Source organism: Enterobacter cloacae complex sp. 402C9 (assembly GCF_050030745.1).
In the GTDB taxonomy this organism is placed as follows: domain Bacteria; phylum Pseudomonadota; class Gammaproteobacteria; order Enterobacterales; family Enterobacteriaceae; genus Enterobacter; species Enterobacter intestinihominis.
The window spans coordinates 3045891-3061291 of sequence record NZ_JBLGUW010000001.1; the positions used below are offsets into that span (position 1 = coordinate 3045891).

Annotated in this window: 13 protein-coding genes; 6 read left to right on the forward strand and 7 right to left on the reverse strand. The window is 54.1% G+C overall.

Translation table 11 applies throughout. The features are described from left to right. The first annotated feature begins 181 nt into the window (after window positions 1-181). The 3 genes from ACQG1K_RS14570 (at window position 182) to ACQG1K_RS14580 (ending at window position 3798) form a co-directional block, all read left to right on the forward strand. Window positions 182-625, forward strand: coding sequence for a hypothetical protein (locus ACQG1K_RS14570; protein WP_022648666.1), 444 nt, complete (start codon window positions 182-184; stop codon window positions 623-625). Between the two features lie 311 nt (window positions 626-936). Then, window positions 937-2313, forward strand: coding sequence for a diaminobutyrate--2-oxoglutarate transaminase (locus tag ACQG1K_RS14575; protein ID WP_032622473.1), 1377 nt, complete (start codon window positions 937-939; stop codon window positions 2311-2313). Window positions 2314-2331: 18 nt separating this feature from the next. Further along, on the forward strand, window positions 2332-3798 hold the full coding sequence (locus ACQG1K_RS14580; protein WP_022648668.1) for a pyridoxal phosphate-dependent decarboxylase family protein: 1467 nt from the start codon (window positions 2332-2334) through the stop codon (window positions 3796-3798). A 53-nt stretch (window positions 3799-3851) separates the two neighbouring features. Here the strand turns inward: ACQG1K_RS14580 and ACQG1K_RS14585 are convergent, their stop codons facing one another. From ACQG1K_RS14585 to ACQG1K_RS14595, 3 genes are read right to left on the reverse strand one after another with little or no spacing between them, the layout of a single operon-like run. Continuing rightward, window positions 3852-6041 (reverse strand): polysaccharide biosynthesis tyrosine autokinase, encoded by a 2190-nt coding sequence (locus ACQG1K_RS14585; RefSeq protein WP_426720823.1) that lies wholly within the window; start codon window positions 6039-6041, stop codon window positions 3852-3854. Then, window positions 6041-6490: a protein tyrosine phosphatase gene (locus ACQG1K_RS14590; RefSeq protein WP_058646975.1), complete on the reverse strand. Its 450-nt coding sequence runs from the start codon at window positions 6488-6490 to the stop codon at window positions 6041-6043. The genes ACQG1K_RS14585 and ACQG1K_RS14590 overlap by 1 nt, the downstream gene beginning before the upstream one ends. Then, complete coding sequence (locus ACQG1K_RS14595) at window positions 6490-7620, reverse strand: polysaccharide export protein (RefSeq protein ID WP_193543150.1); 1131 nt, start codon at window positions 7618-7620, stop codon at window positions 6490-6492. The genes ACQG1K_RS14590 and ACQG1K_RS14595 overlap by 1 nt, the downstream gene beginning before the upstream one ends. Before the next feature lie 455 nt (window positions 7621-8075). On the opposite strand from ACQG1K_RS14595, the gene ACQG1K_RS14600 reads away from it, so the two are divergent. Then, window positions 8076-8408 carry an RcnB family protein gene (locus ACQG1K_RS14600; RefSeq protein ID WP_022648672.1) on the forward strand — a complete coding sequence of 111 codons (333 nt, stop codon included), beginning with the start codon at window positions 8076-8078 and terminating at the stop codon, window positions 8406-8408. Continuing rightward, the gene (locus tag ACQG1K_RS14605; protein ID WP_165715628.1) at window positions 8359-8835 is read left to right on the forward strand and encodes a GNAT family N-acetyltransferase; all 477 of its coding nucleotides are present in this window, start codon (window positions 8359-8361) and stop codon (window positions 8833-8835) included. Before ACQG1K_RS14600 ends, ACQG1K_RS14605 begins: the two co-directional genes overlap by 50 nt. 89 nt (window positions 8836-8924) lie before the next feature. On the opposite strand, the gene apbC is transcribed toward ACQG1K_RS14605, so the two are convergent. Further along, window positions 8925-10034 carry an iron-sulfur cluster carrier protein ApbC gene (gene apbC / locus ACQG1K_RS14610; RefSeq protein ID WP_022648674.1) on the reverse strand — a complete coding sequence of 370 codons (1110 nt, stop codon included), beginning with the start codon at window positions 10032-10034 and terminating at the stop codon, window positions 8925-8927. A gap of 137 nt (window positions 10035-10171) precedes the next feature. Here apbC and metG point away from each other — a divergent pair, with 137 nt between their 5' ends. Then, window positions 10172-12205, forward strand: coding sequence for a methionine--tRNA ligase (gene metG / locus ACQG1K_RS14615; RefSeq protein ID WP_023300575.1), 2034 nt, complete (start codon window positions 10172-10174; stop codon window positions 12203-12205). A 109-nt stretch (window positions 12206-12314) separates the two neighbouring features. Here the strand turns inward: metG and ACQG1K_RS14620 are convergent, their stop codons facing one another. The 3 genes from ACQG1K_RS14620 to ACQG1K_RS14630 are packed head-to-tail and all read right to left on the reverse strand — an operon-like array spanning window position 12315 to window position 15230. Beyond that, entirely contained in the window at window positions 12315-12785 is a 471-nt protein-coding gene (locus ACQG1K_RS14620) for a DUF1456 family protein (protein WP_015572337.1), read from the reverse strand. Between the two features lie 46 nt (window positions 12786-12831). Next, a complete protein-coding gene (gene btsR / locus ACQG1K_RS14625) occupies window positions 12832-13551 on the reverse strand; it encodes a two-component system response regulator BtsR (protein WP_022648676.1) in 720 nt (239 codons plus the stop codon). Further along, entirely contained in the window at window positions 13545-15230 is a 1686-nt protein-coding gene (locus ACQG1K_RS14630; protein WP_367076025.1) for a sensor histidine kinase, read from the reverse strand. Before ACQG1K_RS14630 ends, btsR begins: the two co-directional genes overlap by 7 nt. Window positions 15231-15401 lie beyond the last annotated feature (171 nt).

The window sequence follows — 15401 nt, forward strand, 5'->3', positions numbered from 1 at the left end:
CATAATAGAGGAAGCTTTTCAGGGCGACAGTACTTCGCTGATGGAAAGTATGATGATGGCCAATAACATGCTCAAACACATTTTTATTTCAGCTGCCCTGTATCTATTGCTTATTTCGGTCGGGGTCTGGATCGGCATTATGTACGTTTCTTATTATTTGTGTCGTTTTTAAGGTGATAAAATGAAAAAATCAATGATGCTAGTGTTAAGCGCTGCCGTACTTGCTGGGTGTATTTCGCCTGCACACGCCATTAGCGCACACTATCGTGCTCAGTTAGAGCGCTCGGGATGCACGCAAATTAGCGCTGGCGATGGATCTTGCGATATCAGCAAAACCAAAGCGGAAAACGCGGCACAACACGAACCAACGGCATCCGTTCACGATCCCCTTCGCGAAGCCTCGTTCTCGTCGGATACGGTTAACGCTACCCTTTCTAACGGCTTTTTTAGCGCTACCGTGAACGGCAAAAAAGCCAGCGTTAAACGTCTGAATGCGAATTTCTATGAGATCCATGGTAACGGTTTTGTGATATCGATAAGCCTGGATGAAAACGGTATTACGGACGCGTCATGGAATAAAACAAAGGGACGTGAACACGGCGTTTTACGCGTTACCCAAAAATAAACAGTCTAAGGAGGCTCTCCGCCTCCTTTTAGCCTGCCAGGCGCACAATTTGCCACACTCTTTCATCTGATTTTACAATGCTGACAATCCATATATAAACGACTGTTTTTATTGAGAATAAACTGCATATTTTTGCCGGAAAATGAGGTTATCCCCTCCCCTGTGCCCTGTGTCACAAAACAGTAAACAAATTAACCATTGAGCCCGGTGACAAAAGGCTCTATATTGGCGGCGTTTTTTTCAGGCCCCATCTGTTTTTTAACTTTTTATTCAATCGTTGCTCATAACGAAGCGGCGGTTGTAGGAGTGATATGATGACGGATAAAGTCCGTATTGACACCGTAGATGCCCACAAAAGCAACGAAACCTATCTGGCCCGTCAGGCCGAGTTTGAATCTAACGTCAGGAGTTATCCGCGCAAACTGCCTTTAGCGATCACGAAAGCAGAAGGCGTGTGGATCACCGATGCAGATAATAAAGAATACCTTGACTGTTTAGCAGGCGCAGGCACCCTCGCGCTTGGCCACAATCATCCTGATGTGCTGCAAAGCATCCAAAATGTCATTACCAGCGGCTTGCCGTTACATACCCTGGATCTGACTACGCCGTTGAAGGACGCGTTTTCAGAATACCTCCTCTCTCTGTTGCCTGGTCAGGGCAAAGAGTACTGCCTGCAATTCACTGGCCCGTCCGGGGCTGACGCCGTTGAAGCGGCGCTGAAGCTGGCGAAAAAAGTAACCGGTCGCAGCGGTATCATCAGTTTCTCTGGTGGTTACCACGGTATGACCCACGGTGCACTGTCCGTCACCGGTAACCTGTCTCCGAAAGAAGCGGTTGACGGTATGATGCCAGAAGTCCAGTTCATGCCTTACCCACACGAGTACCGCTGCCCACTGGGTATCGGTGGTGAAGCGGGCGTGAAGGCGCTGACCTACTACTTCGATAACCTGATCAACGACGTTGAAAGCGGCGTGCGTAAACCTGCCGCGGTGATCCTGGAAGCTGTTCAGGGCGAAGGCGGCGTGAACCCGGCTCCGGCTGAGTGGTTGCAGCGCATCCGTAAAGTGACTCAGGAACACGGCATTCTGCTGATCCTCGACGAAGTTCAGGCTGGCTTTGCCCGTACCGGTAAATTCTTTGCCTTCGAACACGCAGGCATTGAGCCTGACATCATCGTGATGTCCAAAGCAGTTGGCGGCGGTCTGCCACTGGCTGTGCTCGGTATCAAGAAGCAGTTCGATGCGTGGGCGCCTGGTCACCACACCGGTACCTTCCGCGGCAACCAGCTGGCGATGGCAACCGGTCTGACGACGCTGAAGATCCTGAAAGACCAGAATATCGCGGGCAAAGTTGCCGCACAGGGCGAATGGCTGAAAGGCCAGCTGAAAGAGATGGCGAAACGCTATCCGGTTATCGGCCACGTTCGCGGTCTGGGCATGATGATCGGTATTGAAATCGTTAAGCCACATGAAGCCGCCGACCACATGGGTTGCTTCCCGGGCGATGGCGAGCTGTCTGCACTGATCCAGAAGAAGTGCTTCGAAGCAGGCCTGATTCTGGAGCGTGGCGGCCGTAACGGTATCGTTCTGCGTCTGCTGCCGTCACTGCTGATCAGCGATGACGAGCTGAAAGTCTTCCTGGATAAATTCGAGCAGGCACTGCTTGCTGCGGGCGTTCGCCCGGCGTAACCGGAGTTGTTGATTACGATGTCTGATTCAAACCCAATTTTGTTCTCCTCTGCCCAGAGCATTGAAGCTTACCAGCAGGCGATTGAACAAAGCACTCAGGCTGTGATGCAGTGGCTGAAACAGCCTGAGATGTACCAGGGCAAAACGGTCGCGGAGCTGCGCGACCGTATTAAGCTGGATTTCAACCCGAAAGGGCTGGGCAACGAAGCGGCGATTGAACGCGCCGTGGAGTTCTTCCTGAAAGACAGTTTGTCCGTTCATCACCCGCAGTGCGTGGCGCACCTGCACTGCCCAAGCCTGGTCGTAAGCCAGGCGGCGGAAGTGCTAATTAACGCCACCAACCAGAGTATGGACTCCTGGGATCAAAGCCCGTCCGCAACCATTATTGAGATCAAGCTGATCGAATGGCTGCGTACCCGCGTGGGTTATCAGGCTGGCGACGCAGGCGTCTTCACCAGCGGCGGCACCCAGAGTAACCTGATGGGCCTGATGCTGGCGCGTGATGCGTTCTTCGCGCGTCAAGGCCACTCGGTACAGCAGGACGGTCTGGTGGGCGATCTGCGCAAAATTCGCGTGCTGTGCTCTGAAAACGCCCACTTCTCCGTGCAGAAAAACATGGCGCTGATGGGCCTGGGCTACCAGTCCGTGGTGCAGGTGAAAACTGATGAATTCTCCCGCATGGATCTCACCGATCTGGCGGCGAAAATCGAACAGTGCAACGCGAACGGCGAACAGATTCTGGCGATTGTGGCCACGGCCGGCACGACGGATGCGGGTGCTATCGATCCGCTGCGTGCCATTGCCGAGCTGGCTGCGAAACAGAATATCTGGGTACATGTTGATGCGGCCTGGGGCGGCGCGCTGCTGATGTCCGAGCAGTATCGTCACTACCTGGACGGCATCGAGCTGGTGGATTCCGTGACGCTGGACTTCCACAAGCAGTTCTTCCAGACCATCAGCTGCGGTGCCTTCTTGCTGAAAGAAGCACGTCATTATGAGCTGATGCGCTATCAGGCGGCTTACCTGAACTCTGAGTTCGATGAAGAAGCGGGCGTGCCTAACCTGGTTTCCAAATCTCTGCAAACCACCCGTCGTTTCGACGCGCTGAAACTGTGGATGAGCCTGGAAGCGCTGGGTCAGGAGCAATATGCGGCAATTATCGATCACGGCGTGACGCTGGCACAGCAGGTTGCGGCTTACGTAAAAGAGCAGTCTGCTCTGGAACTGGTTATGCAACCCCAGCTGGCAAGCGTGCTGTTCCGCTTCCGTCCGCAGACCCAGATGGCTGACGCCGGTATCGCCCTGCTGAACCAGAAAATTGGCGATGCGCTGCTGGAATCCGGCCGCGCAAACGTCGGGGTGACCGAGCATAACGGCGTCACCTGCCTGAAGCTGACCCTGCTGAACCCAACCGTGACGCTGGAGGACGTTAAAGTCCTGCTGTCTCTGGTTGAGCGTACCGCGCAGGAAGTGATGGCGAAGTAATGCTTTTCCCTCTCCCATCCGGGAGAGGGTTTATTATCCCCGTCCTGACGCCCCTATCCTTTTTTCCTCGAAGCATAACCGTAGTCATACTGGCTGTACCCCGAGCTGTAAAACAGCGCTGCGGATTTAACAATATCGTTGAGGATTGTGCCGCTGACCTTCACGCCAACGTGCTGTAGACGTTTAACGGTATTCTCCATCTCTTTCACGCTGGTTTTATCGTAACGGGCAACCATTAGCGTTGTTCCGGCTGCTCTGGCAACCAGCGCAGCATCATTGACGGCAAGAACTGGGGGTGTATCGATGATGACAATGTCATAGTGCTCGTTAACCCAGGACATGATGTCAATGAACCGTTCGCTTAACAGCATTTCTAACGGACGCAGGGGTTCCGGGCCGCAGGTGATGACGTCAATTCCCCCTTTTTCAGCATGCTGAATGACCTCCCCAAAGTCGCGCTTCCCTTCCAGCAGGCAGGATAATCCGTGGCGGTTCTCCAGGCCAAAAATATTATGCACATAACCCTGGCGCATATCCGCATCAATAAACAGCGCACGCTGACCGCTCTGCCCGGCAATGGCCGCCAGGTTCGTCGCCACCAGCGTTTTTCCGCAGTCCTGCGTGGGGCCAGAAATCATCACAATGCGATTCTCAGCCTCCATCATGGTGAAATGCAGACTGGTTCGCAGCCCGCGTACCGCTTCAACAAACATATCAGCAGGTCGATCGACTGGCAGGAAAGGTACATCCGAGGTTTTGTGTGTCCAGCGACGAGAAAACGGATTTTTTCTGCGCAAATGCGTTTTACTCCACAGCCACTGTGAACGTGGTAACGTCGCCAGAACCGGCATCCCCTGCGCTTCCAGCTGTTCGGAAAGCGTGATCCCACGTTTGAACGCTTGACGTACCAGTACGGTCCCCATTGAAAGGATGAGCCCGAACAGCGCGCCAAGCGCAATGATTAGCGCTTTTCGCGGTTTTATCGGATCCGGGAGTGTAACCGCCTCATCAATGATCCTCACGTTCCCGACAGCGCTGGAGCGGGAAATATTCAGCTCCTGCTGACGCGTCAAAAGCTGTAAATAAATCGTGCGGCCCGACTCAACATCGCGGCTCAGGCGTAAAATCTCCTGCTGCGTGGAGGGCATCGAGGACACACGGTTATTAAGACGATCCCGTTCCCGCACAAGGGTTTGTCTTTTTTCATGCAATGCACGGTAGGTAGGGTGACTCTTTTTAAAGAGCTGGGAAATTTCTGCCTCCCGGAACGTCAGCTCATTTAGCTGATTCTCAACGTTCACAACCTGATCCAGGACGGATTTTGCCTCTAAAGACAGATCCACAGAGTCGCGCTGCGCCCGGTAGGCATTCAGCCGCGCTTCAGCCTGATCCAGGTCCGCTCTGATTTTCGGTAACTGCTCCTGTAAAAAATCCAGACTACGCGAATCCTGAGCCTCCTGGCGCGCGATATTTTGCTGAAGATAATTTTCAGCAATCGCATTCAGCACCCGGGCGATTTTGTCAGGATCTTCACCCGTCAGGGTTAAGGTCACAATACCGCTCTGTTTCTCCGATTCCACGACCGTCAGACGCTTCTTCAGTGCATTGATCGTCTCCAGGCGCGTCAACGACTTAAGCGAAAACTGTGTGCCTGGCGTCGCCTCAATCGAGGTCACCCGCAGCACGATCCCTTGCGTAACCAGCGTTTTACCAACCTGGCCGTCTGCCTCAATGTTTTCGCCCGTCAGGTGATACCTTCCCGCTTCCTGTACGGTCAGCGTGAGTTCTTGCGCTTTGCCCTCCACCTGCGGGATCTGGAGTTCGCCTAACGTTATGTTGCCCTGGCCACGCCCTTGCAGACGCTGCCAGAGACGCCCCACCACAGGCAAAACGCGCTGCTTTGCCTGATACGTCAGATCTAATTTGTCGACGGTCTCGCCGAGGATCATGCGAGATTTCAACAGTAAAATTTCAGGGGCAACATCCGGCGAAATATCGGTGCCCAGCTGGCTCAAGCCTTTGAGCAGGCCGTTATCCTGTTTGCTTTCTATTTGCACCATAGCATCCGCCTGATAAACAGGTGGCGTAACCCAGGCATAGAGGCCCGCGCATAAAGTGAAAAGGAAAGTCACGCACAATATCATCGTGCGGTGGTCGATCATTTCGCCGAGCAAACGAACGAGATCGATTTCATTTTGTTCGGGTGCCCCTGCACCATAATTGTCTGTTGTGTAAGACGACATTAATGCTTTATTCCTTTCTGTCCTAAACGACGTGCCCATTCCTGGCTGGCTTTACCCAATAGCCCGAACACATATTCAAACGCTTCACGGCTTTTACGATAGGGGTCTGGGATATCCTGCGGCTCCAGCCACTGCCCAAAAAGCAGCGACTTCCCCCTGTTTTCCGGCGCCATGGCTGCAATGAAGCGAAGATGTTCCGGCTCCATAACCAGGATGAGATCGGATCCCTGCATCAGGCTGCGTGTCAGCCTGCGCGCCACATGACCGTCGAGGGAGATCCCATGCCGCCAGGCCACGTCCTGGGCGCACTCATCCGCCGGATACCCCTCAAGGCCAAGTATTCCCGCCGAGGTGATGTGTCTGTCGGGCAAGTGCTGGCGCAAAAGCCGTTCTCCAATCGGAGAACGGCAGACATTTCCGGTACATACCACGAGTATTGATTCGAACATTATTGCGGCCACGATCTGATATAACGAACCGTTTCGGTGAGGTCATGCACCCCGCTGATTGTCGGAACAAGCTGTGTTATTACGCGATTCCAGCGGGAGAGTGGAGCAGTGGTGACATAGACAATGTCGTAAGGCTCAAGCTGAAACTCGGTGCCCAGCACCATGGCCGAAGCGTCTTTTGCATTCAGTTGATAGATATTCGCAATTTTCCCGGACTCGCGTACCGAGCGGATAACAAAAATACCCGTCGCATCAGCCATATTCTGGTCCAGGCCACCGGCATTGCCGAGCGCTTCGGCCAACGTCATGCCGCTGCGATCCATCTTCAGCGTGCTCTGTTTAACAACTTCGCCCATCACGAATACTTTCAGCGCATCGTTGCGGGGAATAAACAAGATGTCGCCAGGGTTGAGCAGCTTATTCTGGGTTAAATCGCCATGCTGCATCAGGGCATAAAGGGAAATTCGGGAATCCTGACCGTTGTGAGTCAGCACTACGTTCCGCCAGTCCGCATCAGCAGTAAGCCCACCTGCGGCATTAACGGCATCCATAACCGTCAACGGAATGTTGGTGATGGCCTGCTGGCCAGATTTCGCCACTTCTCCCGTAACGTAGGCTTTTTGCGAACGGAAAGCGGCAACGCTGACGTCGACCTGAGGGCTTTCAATGACGTTATCCAGCCGCGCGGTGATCTCCTCGCGAACTCTGGAAACCGTTTTTCCCGCCACGTGCAGTTTACCTACGTAAGGATAAAAGAGCGTGCCATCGGCATTGACCCAGTTTCCCGTATCGCTTGCGCTGCGATACTGTCCCGCGGGCGTAGTCAGCTCCGGGTGATCCCAGACGGTGACCGTCAGGATGTCACCGATTCCAATACGGTATTCCCACTTTTTGACCTGCTCATCAAGATTAGGATTTGCCTGAGATTTAGCTGCTGCGGGACGTAGTTTCTCAATTAATCCGGGCGTAAGTGGATAAATTTCGATTTGTTTATCTAAGCTATTATTGAGATCAGCCGGCGCAATTATTTTTTTGCCTGCGGTACTTAACGTTTGGCCAGGAGAAATTACGCACCCCGCCAACTGACTTATTGCTAAGAATATTACAGATAATGCTGTTGTGTTTTTCATTTATATATACTTATCATCCCTGCTCGTAGCGAACGCCCGACGGGGCGCAGCCCTGCGCTAACCCACGCTTGAAATAAGTTTCTTTTCAAGGGAATACTAAAACGTAATCTAAAAGTGAAGACACGAATTGCCCGATCTGTGACGGGCAATTAATTAAAATATAATCTTCCTGAAAATCTTAAAGCCTGTGGCAAAAAAAAGCACGATCTACAGTTTATAAAATTACGGCAACAATGTATTTTCAGAATTAATTCAGCAAAACGATAGTTACAATGAATTATTCCCGTCAGCACGCATTCATATCAAAAATACTCACAACCGCTGGCACTACACAAAACCGTTCACTTTTGTTACATTTTTTTTCAAACACACCCTGTTTTGATACTTAAAATGGGCTGTCTGCCGCACTGTCCCCCGCAGACAAGCGTATCCGTAACGATATCACTGGAGAAAAAATGGCTAAGCGTAAATTGGTGCTTCTGGGTGTATTACTGTCTCTGGCGGGCTCCGCATTCGCAGCCCCGCAAACGGCCGCCGCGCCTTCCGGCATTAAGGCTTATGAAGAACAGGAGTTCATCGCCGACTTCACCAAATTTAAGATTGGCGATACCGCGCCCGCGCAGTATCAGACGCCAGAGTACACCATCAAACAGTACCAGTTACGTAACCTTCCCGCGCCCGATGCCGGTACGCACTGGACCTACATGGGTGAAAATTACGTTCTGATTGGCGATGCTGATGGCAAAATCTACAAAGCCTATAACGGAGATATTTTCTATCACCGCTGATACGATGATCCGGCCCTGGCAGGAGGACGACCGGCCATTTCTGCGCACGCTGTACCTGCATGCACGACGCGTGGCCTGGCCATGGCTGGACAATTCTGAATGGCAGCTTGAGGATTTTGACGCCGCAACGCGTGACGAGCAGATCTGGGTTGCGATTCACGACGGTCACCGGGTAGGGTTTGCCTCCGTCAGGGAAAATGATAACTTTTTGCACAATCTGTTTGTCGACCCGCTGTATCAGCGTCTGGGAGTTGGCCGTTTGTTACTGGAACAAGTACAGAGGACGTTTACCAGTACAGGCGCGCTGAAGTGTCTGGTGAAGAATGAGCGGGCGGTTGCGTTTTACCAGCGCCACGGCTGGCACATTGAGGCGACGGGGGATTCTCCGGAAGGAGAGTATTATTTGATGCACTATCGGCTTGGGTAAAGTCAGGTGGCGCTACGCTTACCTGACCTACAAAATCGAGGTAGGCCGGGTAAGGCGAAGCCGCCACCCGGCACTGACGCGCAGAGGCGTTACACCGCGCGGAAGGCGATCTCGCTCGGGATCACTTCCCCCTGCCAGTACAGTTGCGCCGCAACGCGCCCCGCCAGCTGACGATAGATTTCCGTGAATTCGCTATCAGGACGGCTGACCACCGTCGGCTTACCGCTATCCAGATCTTCACGCAGTGTGATATGCAGCGGCAGTTGCCCCAGCAGTTGGGTGTGATATTGCGCCGCCAGCTTCTCCGCACCGCCGGTACCGAAGATCGGCTCATGGTGTCCACAATTGCTGCAAATGTGCATGCTCATGTTTTCGACGATGCCGAGTACCGGCACCTCCACCTTCTCGAACATCACGATGCCTTTTTTGGCGTCGATCAGCGCGATATCCTGCGGCGTGGTGACCACGACGGCGCCGGTGACCGGAATGTTCTGCGCCAGCGTCAGCTGGATATCACCGGTGCCCGGCGGCATGTCCAGCACCAGATAATCGAGGTCAGGCCACATTGTCTCCTGCAACATTTGCAGCAAAGCTTTGCTGGCCATCGGGCCGCGCCAGACCATTGCGTTATCGTCCGTGACCAGGTAACCAATGGAGTTGGTCGCCAGACCGTGCGCCACGATCGGCGCCATGTGGGTACCGTCCGGCGAAGTTGGACGCTGGTTTTCAGCACCCAGCATGTTCGGAATGGACGGGCCATAAATATCAGCATCCAGAATGCCGACTTTCGCCCCTTCTGCCGCCAGCGCAAGCGCCAGGTTCACGGCGGTCGACGATTTACCCACCCCACCCTTGCCAGAACTGACGGCGATGATGTTCTTCACGCCGTTAACGCCCGGCTGATTTTTCACGCGCTTGAGCGTGGCGATGCTGTGGCTTAGCTTCCAGTCAATTGCTTTTGCGCCAGTAATGCGCAGCAGCTCAGAGCTGGTTTGCTCTTTCAGGGCATCAAAGGCGCTGGTCCAGACGAACGGCATCTGCAGCTCAATGTGCAGCGTATCGTCCAGCCATGCGACATGATGAAGCGCTTTCAGCGTCGTGAGATTGTGCTTCAGGGTTGGATGCTGAAAATTAGCCAGCGTCCCGGCGACCATTGCTCGTAAGGCTTCCGGTGATTTGGCCTGGGATTGAGAACTCATCCCGACTCCTTTGTTCTTGTGAATAAGACCTTAGATGAACAAGTTTACCTGAAAGGCCGTGGTTTGTGCTTACTTAATAATGCCCCTTTTGGTAATATCGAAAACCCTTTTCACAGTTAAAAGAAGTAATGCCTACTATGACTCAAGTCGCGAAAAAAATTCTGGTAACGTGCGCCCTGCCGTACGCCAACGGCTCAATCCACCTCGGCCACATGCTGGAGCATATCCAGGCTGATGTCTGGGTCCGTTACCAGCGAATGCGCGGCCACGAGGTGAACTTCATCTGTGCGGACGATGCCCACGGCACCCCAATCATGCTGAAAGCGCAGCAGCTGGGAATTTCCCCGGAACAGATGATCGCCGAAATGAGTCAGGAGCATCAGACCGATTTTGCTGGCTTTGACATCAGCTATGACAACTATCACTCCACGCACAGCGACGAGAACCGCGAGCTGTCAGAGCTGATCTACACCCGTCTGAAAGAGAACGGTTTCATTAAAAACCGCACCATCTCTCAGCTGTACGATCCGGAAAAAGGCATGTTCCTGCCGGACCGTTTCGTCAAAGGCACCTGTCCGAAATGTAAATCCCCGGACCAGTACGGCGATAACTGCGAAGTGTGTGGCGCGACCTACAGCCCGACCGAGCTTATCGAGCCGAAATCCGTGGTTTCCGGCGCCACGCCGGTGATGCGTGACTCCGAGCACTTCTTCTTCGACCTGCCGTCATTCAGCGAAATGCTGCAGGCATGGACCCGCAGTGGCGCGCTGCAGGAGCAGGTGGCGAACAAGATGCAGGAGTGGTTTGAATCCGGTCTGCAGCAGTGGGATATCTCCCGCGATGCGCCATACTTCGGCTTCGAAATCCCGAACGCGCCGGGCAAATATTTCTACGTCTGGCTGGATGCGCCAATCGGCTACATGGGCTCCTTCAAGAACCTGTGTGACAAGCGCGGCGATACCCTAAGCTTCGACGAGTACTGGAAGAAAGATTCCACCGCCGAGCTGTACCACTTCATCGGCAAAGACATCGTTTACTTCCACAGCCTGTTCTGGCCAGCGATGCTTGAAGGCAGCAATTTCCGCAAGCCGACTAACCTGTTCGTACACGGCTACGTAACGGTCAACGGTGCGAAGATGTCCAAATCTCGCGGGACGTTTATTAAGGCCAGCACCTGGCTGAACCACTTCGATGCGGATAGCCTGCGCTACTACTACACCGCGAAGCTCTCTTCCCGCATCGACGATATCGACCTGAATCTGGAAGATTTCGTGCAGCGCGTGAACGCGGACATCGTCAACAAGGTGGTGAACCTGGCGTCCCGTAACGCAGGTTTTATCGCTAAACGCTTTGACGGCGTGCTCTCTGCCGAACTGGCCGATCCTGAGCTGTATAAAACCTTCACCGACGCCGCCGCTGCGGTTGGCGAAGCCTGGGAAAGCCGTGAATTTGGTAAAGCCATTCGCGAAATCATGGCGCTGGCAGACGTGGCCAACCGCTATGTCGACGAGCAGGCACCATGGGTGGTGGCGAAACAGGAAGGCCGCGACGCCGACTTGCAGGCGATCTGCACCATGGGTCTGAACATGTTCCGCGTGCTGATGACCTGGCTGAAGCCGGTTCTGCCGCAGCTGGCAGCCCGCGCGGAAGCATTCCTGAACACCGAACTGACCTGGGATGCCATCCAGCAGCCGCTGCTCGGCCACAAGGTGAACACCTTCAAGGCACTGTATAACCGCATCGAGATGAAACAGGTTGACGCGCTGGTGGAAGCATCAAAAGAAGAGGTGAAAGCGGCTGCCGCGCCGGTGACCGGCCCGCTGGCGGACGATCCGATTCAGGAGACCATCACCTTTGATGATTTCGCCAAAGTCGACCTGCGCGTGGCGCTGATCGAAAACGCGGAGTTCGTGGAAGGTTCTGACAAACTGCTGCGTCTGACGCTGGATCTGGGCGGCGAGAAACGTAACGTCTTCTCCGGCATTCGTTCCGCGTACCCTGATCCGCAGGTGCTGATCGGTCGTCAGACCGTGATGGTGGCAAACCTGGCGCCGCGTAAAATGCGCTTCGGCATCTCTGAAGGGATGGTGATGGCCGCAGGCCCGGGCGGAAAAGACATCTTCCTGTTAAGCCCTGACGAAGGCGCGAAGCCGGGTCAGCAGGTGAAGTAATAAAAAAGCCGGATGAGAATCCGGCTTTTTTTTGCCCGGCGGCGCTACGCTTGCACGGGCCTACGAGTTTTGTAGGACGGGTCAGGCGAAGCCGCCACCCGGCTAAAAATCACCCCTTCTGGTTATGCACCCGCTGCGTCAACCCACGCAGGAAATAACGCAGAAACTGATCCCCACACTCGCGGTAATTTTTATGATCCGGCGCGCGCATCATGGCGGTGATTTCCGGCATCGACACGCGAAATTTCTGCTCGGTCATGATCGCCAGAATGTCGTCAGTTTTCAGGGAGAACGCAATACGCAGCTTTTTCAGCACCGTGTTGTTATTAACCCGACGCTCCAGCGCCAGCTCAGGCGCAGATTCATCTTTGCCGCGCTTGTCGTAGATCAGGCCGTTCAGGAAGCCCGACAGAATGATGTCCGGGCAGCGCACAAAACCCTCTTCATCTTCTTTAGTCATCCAGGTGTCGAACCCGGCGGACGTGGATTCCATGTCGGAGAGCGCAAGAATGCGCACCATGTCATTATTGTTCGCTTTCAGGGTGTAGCGCAGGCTACGAAGAATATCGTTACTTAGCATAGAGCCTTCGAATGTCGATGATGCAATGGCGCGCAGTGTACCAGTTTTACAGCCCTATCGCCTCTTTCAAACTTTTCAGATAGCGACGACTGACGGGCACGGTTTGCCCTGCACGTAGCACCAGTTCGGCCTGGCCGTTATCTTCCAGGCGGATCTCCTTCAGGTGCGCCATGTTCACCAGATACTGTCGATGACAGCGGATCAGCGGCGTGCGGCTCTCCAGCGTGCGTAACGTAAGCTCGGTAAAGCCTTCGTTGCCTTCAGCGCTGGTGACGTATACCCCGCTCAGACGACTGCTGACAAAGGCAACGTCGTCCATTTGCAGGAGGTAAATCCGGCTGTGCCCGGTACAGGGGATAAACTTCAGGGGCTGCTGATGCTCCGGCAGCAGCGTCACGTCCTGCGCGGTACGCTCCTGGCGCAGACGGGTCAGGGTCTTTTCAAGGCGTTTCTCTTCAATCGGTTTCAGCAGATAATCAAACGCGTGCTCTTCAAACGCCTTTACCGCGTACTCATCAAAGGCCGTCAGAAAGACGATATAGGGACGGTGCTCCGGGTCGAGCATGCCGACCATCTCCAGACCGCTGATGCGCGGCATCTGAATATCGAGGAACAGCACGTCCGGGCGCAGTTTATGCACCGCACCGATGCCTTCAATGGCATTGGCGCATTCCCCCACGACCTCAATATCACTCTGCTCCTGCAACAGGACACGCAGGTTTTCCCGTGCTAACGGCTCATCATCAACAATCAGCACTCTTAACATGCGGTCTCCTCCAGCGGCAATCGTAAGGTAATTCGGGTATAGCGGTCTGGCTCACAGGCGACGGTGATACCGCAGTCATCACCAAAATGTGCGCGCAGGCGCTTATCCACCAGGCTCATGCCCAGACCGCCTGACGCGGAGGCTTCATACAGCCCCGCGTTATCTTCAATATCCAGTACAAGATGGTGGTTAAAACGGGAAGCGGAAATCATGATTTCTCCGGTTCCCAGCAGCTGCGACGTCCCATGCTTAATGGCGTTCTCCACAATCGGTTGCAGGGTAAAGGCCGGAAGATGCTGATACGCCAGCTCATCCGGGACGGATAACGACACCTGTAAACGTGACTGGAAGCGCGCTTTTTCAATTTGCAGATAGGCGTTTACATGCTCAATCTCGTCCGCGAGGGTGACGATCTCCGAGGGACGCTTCAGGTTTTTGCGAAAAAATGTCGACAGAAATTGCACCAGCTGCGCGGCCTGATCGCTGTCGCGGCGGATCACCGCCTTCAGCGTGTTGAGCGCGTTAAACAGGAAATGCGGATTCACCTGAGCGTGCAGGAGCTTAATTTCTGACTGCGTCAGCAGCGCTTTTTGCCGTTCATACTGCCCCGCCAGGATTTGCGCCGAAAGCAGCTGGGCGATACCCTCCCCCAGCGTGCGGTTGATGGAGCTGAACAGGCGATTTTTGGCTTCGTAAAGCTTAATGGTGCCCATGACGCGCTGGTTTTCGCCCCGCAGGGGAATAACCAGCGTAGAGCCAAGTTTGCACTGCGGATGCAGGGAACAGCGGTACGGCACTTCATTCCCGTCGGCATACACCACTTCACCCGTTTCAATAGCGCGCAAAGTGTAGGCCGAGGAGATCGGCTTACCTGGAAGATGGTGGTCGTCCCCGGTACCGGTAAACGCCAGCAACTTTTCGCGATCGGTAATCGCCACGGCCCCGATATCCAGTTCTTTATACAGCACCTGCGCCACCTTCATGCTGTTCTCCTCGTTGAATCCCTGCCGCAGGATCCCTTCCGTCGACGCCGCAACTTTTAATGCGGTGGCAGAAAATGCCGAGGTGTATTTTTCGAACATGGCGCGTTTGTCGAGCAGAATGCGCATAAACAGCGCCGCACCAACGGTATTGGTGACCATCATCGGTGCGGCAATGCTGCTGACCAGATGTAACGCATCGTCAAACGGGCGCGCGATCAGCAGGATGATCGCCATCTGCGCCATTTCCGCCACGAAGGTGATCGCCCCGGCGGTAAGGGGACTGAACACTTTATCCGGCCGTCCGCGCTTAATCATATAGCTGTGGACGAGACCACCGAGCAGCCCTTCGACAATGGTGGAGATCATGCAGCTTAGTGCCGTCATACCGCCCATCGAATAGCGGTGCAGGCCGCCGGTTAACCCCACCAGACCGCCCACGACCGGGCCTCCGAGCAGCCCGCCCATTACCGCGCCAATGGCGCGCGTATTGGCGATGGAATCTTCAATATGGAGACCAAACCAGGTCCCCATAATGCAGAATATGGAAAATACGACGTAGCAGAGGAATTTGTGCGGCAGACGGACGGTGACCTGCATCAGCGGAATGAACAGGCGCGTTTTGCTCATCAACCAGGCGATGACAAGAAACACGCACATCTGCTGAAGCAACAGCAGCACCAGATTAAACTCGTACATACTCACAAACCGCACATTCTAAAAACGCGTAACATACACTGATGGCGGTTAACTTTCTTTGAAACGTGCCAAAAAAGCGATAAATCGTGTCCGTCATCACACCTTTTGCCGGAGATAACCTGTCTTTCGTATAATTTGTACAAAAAAGAATCAAATCTTCCTGGTTCCGCA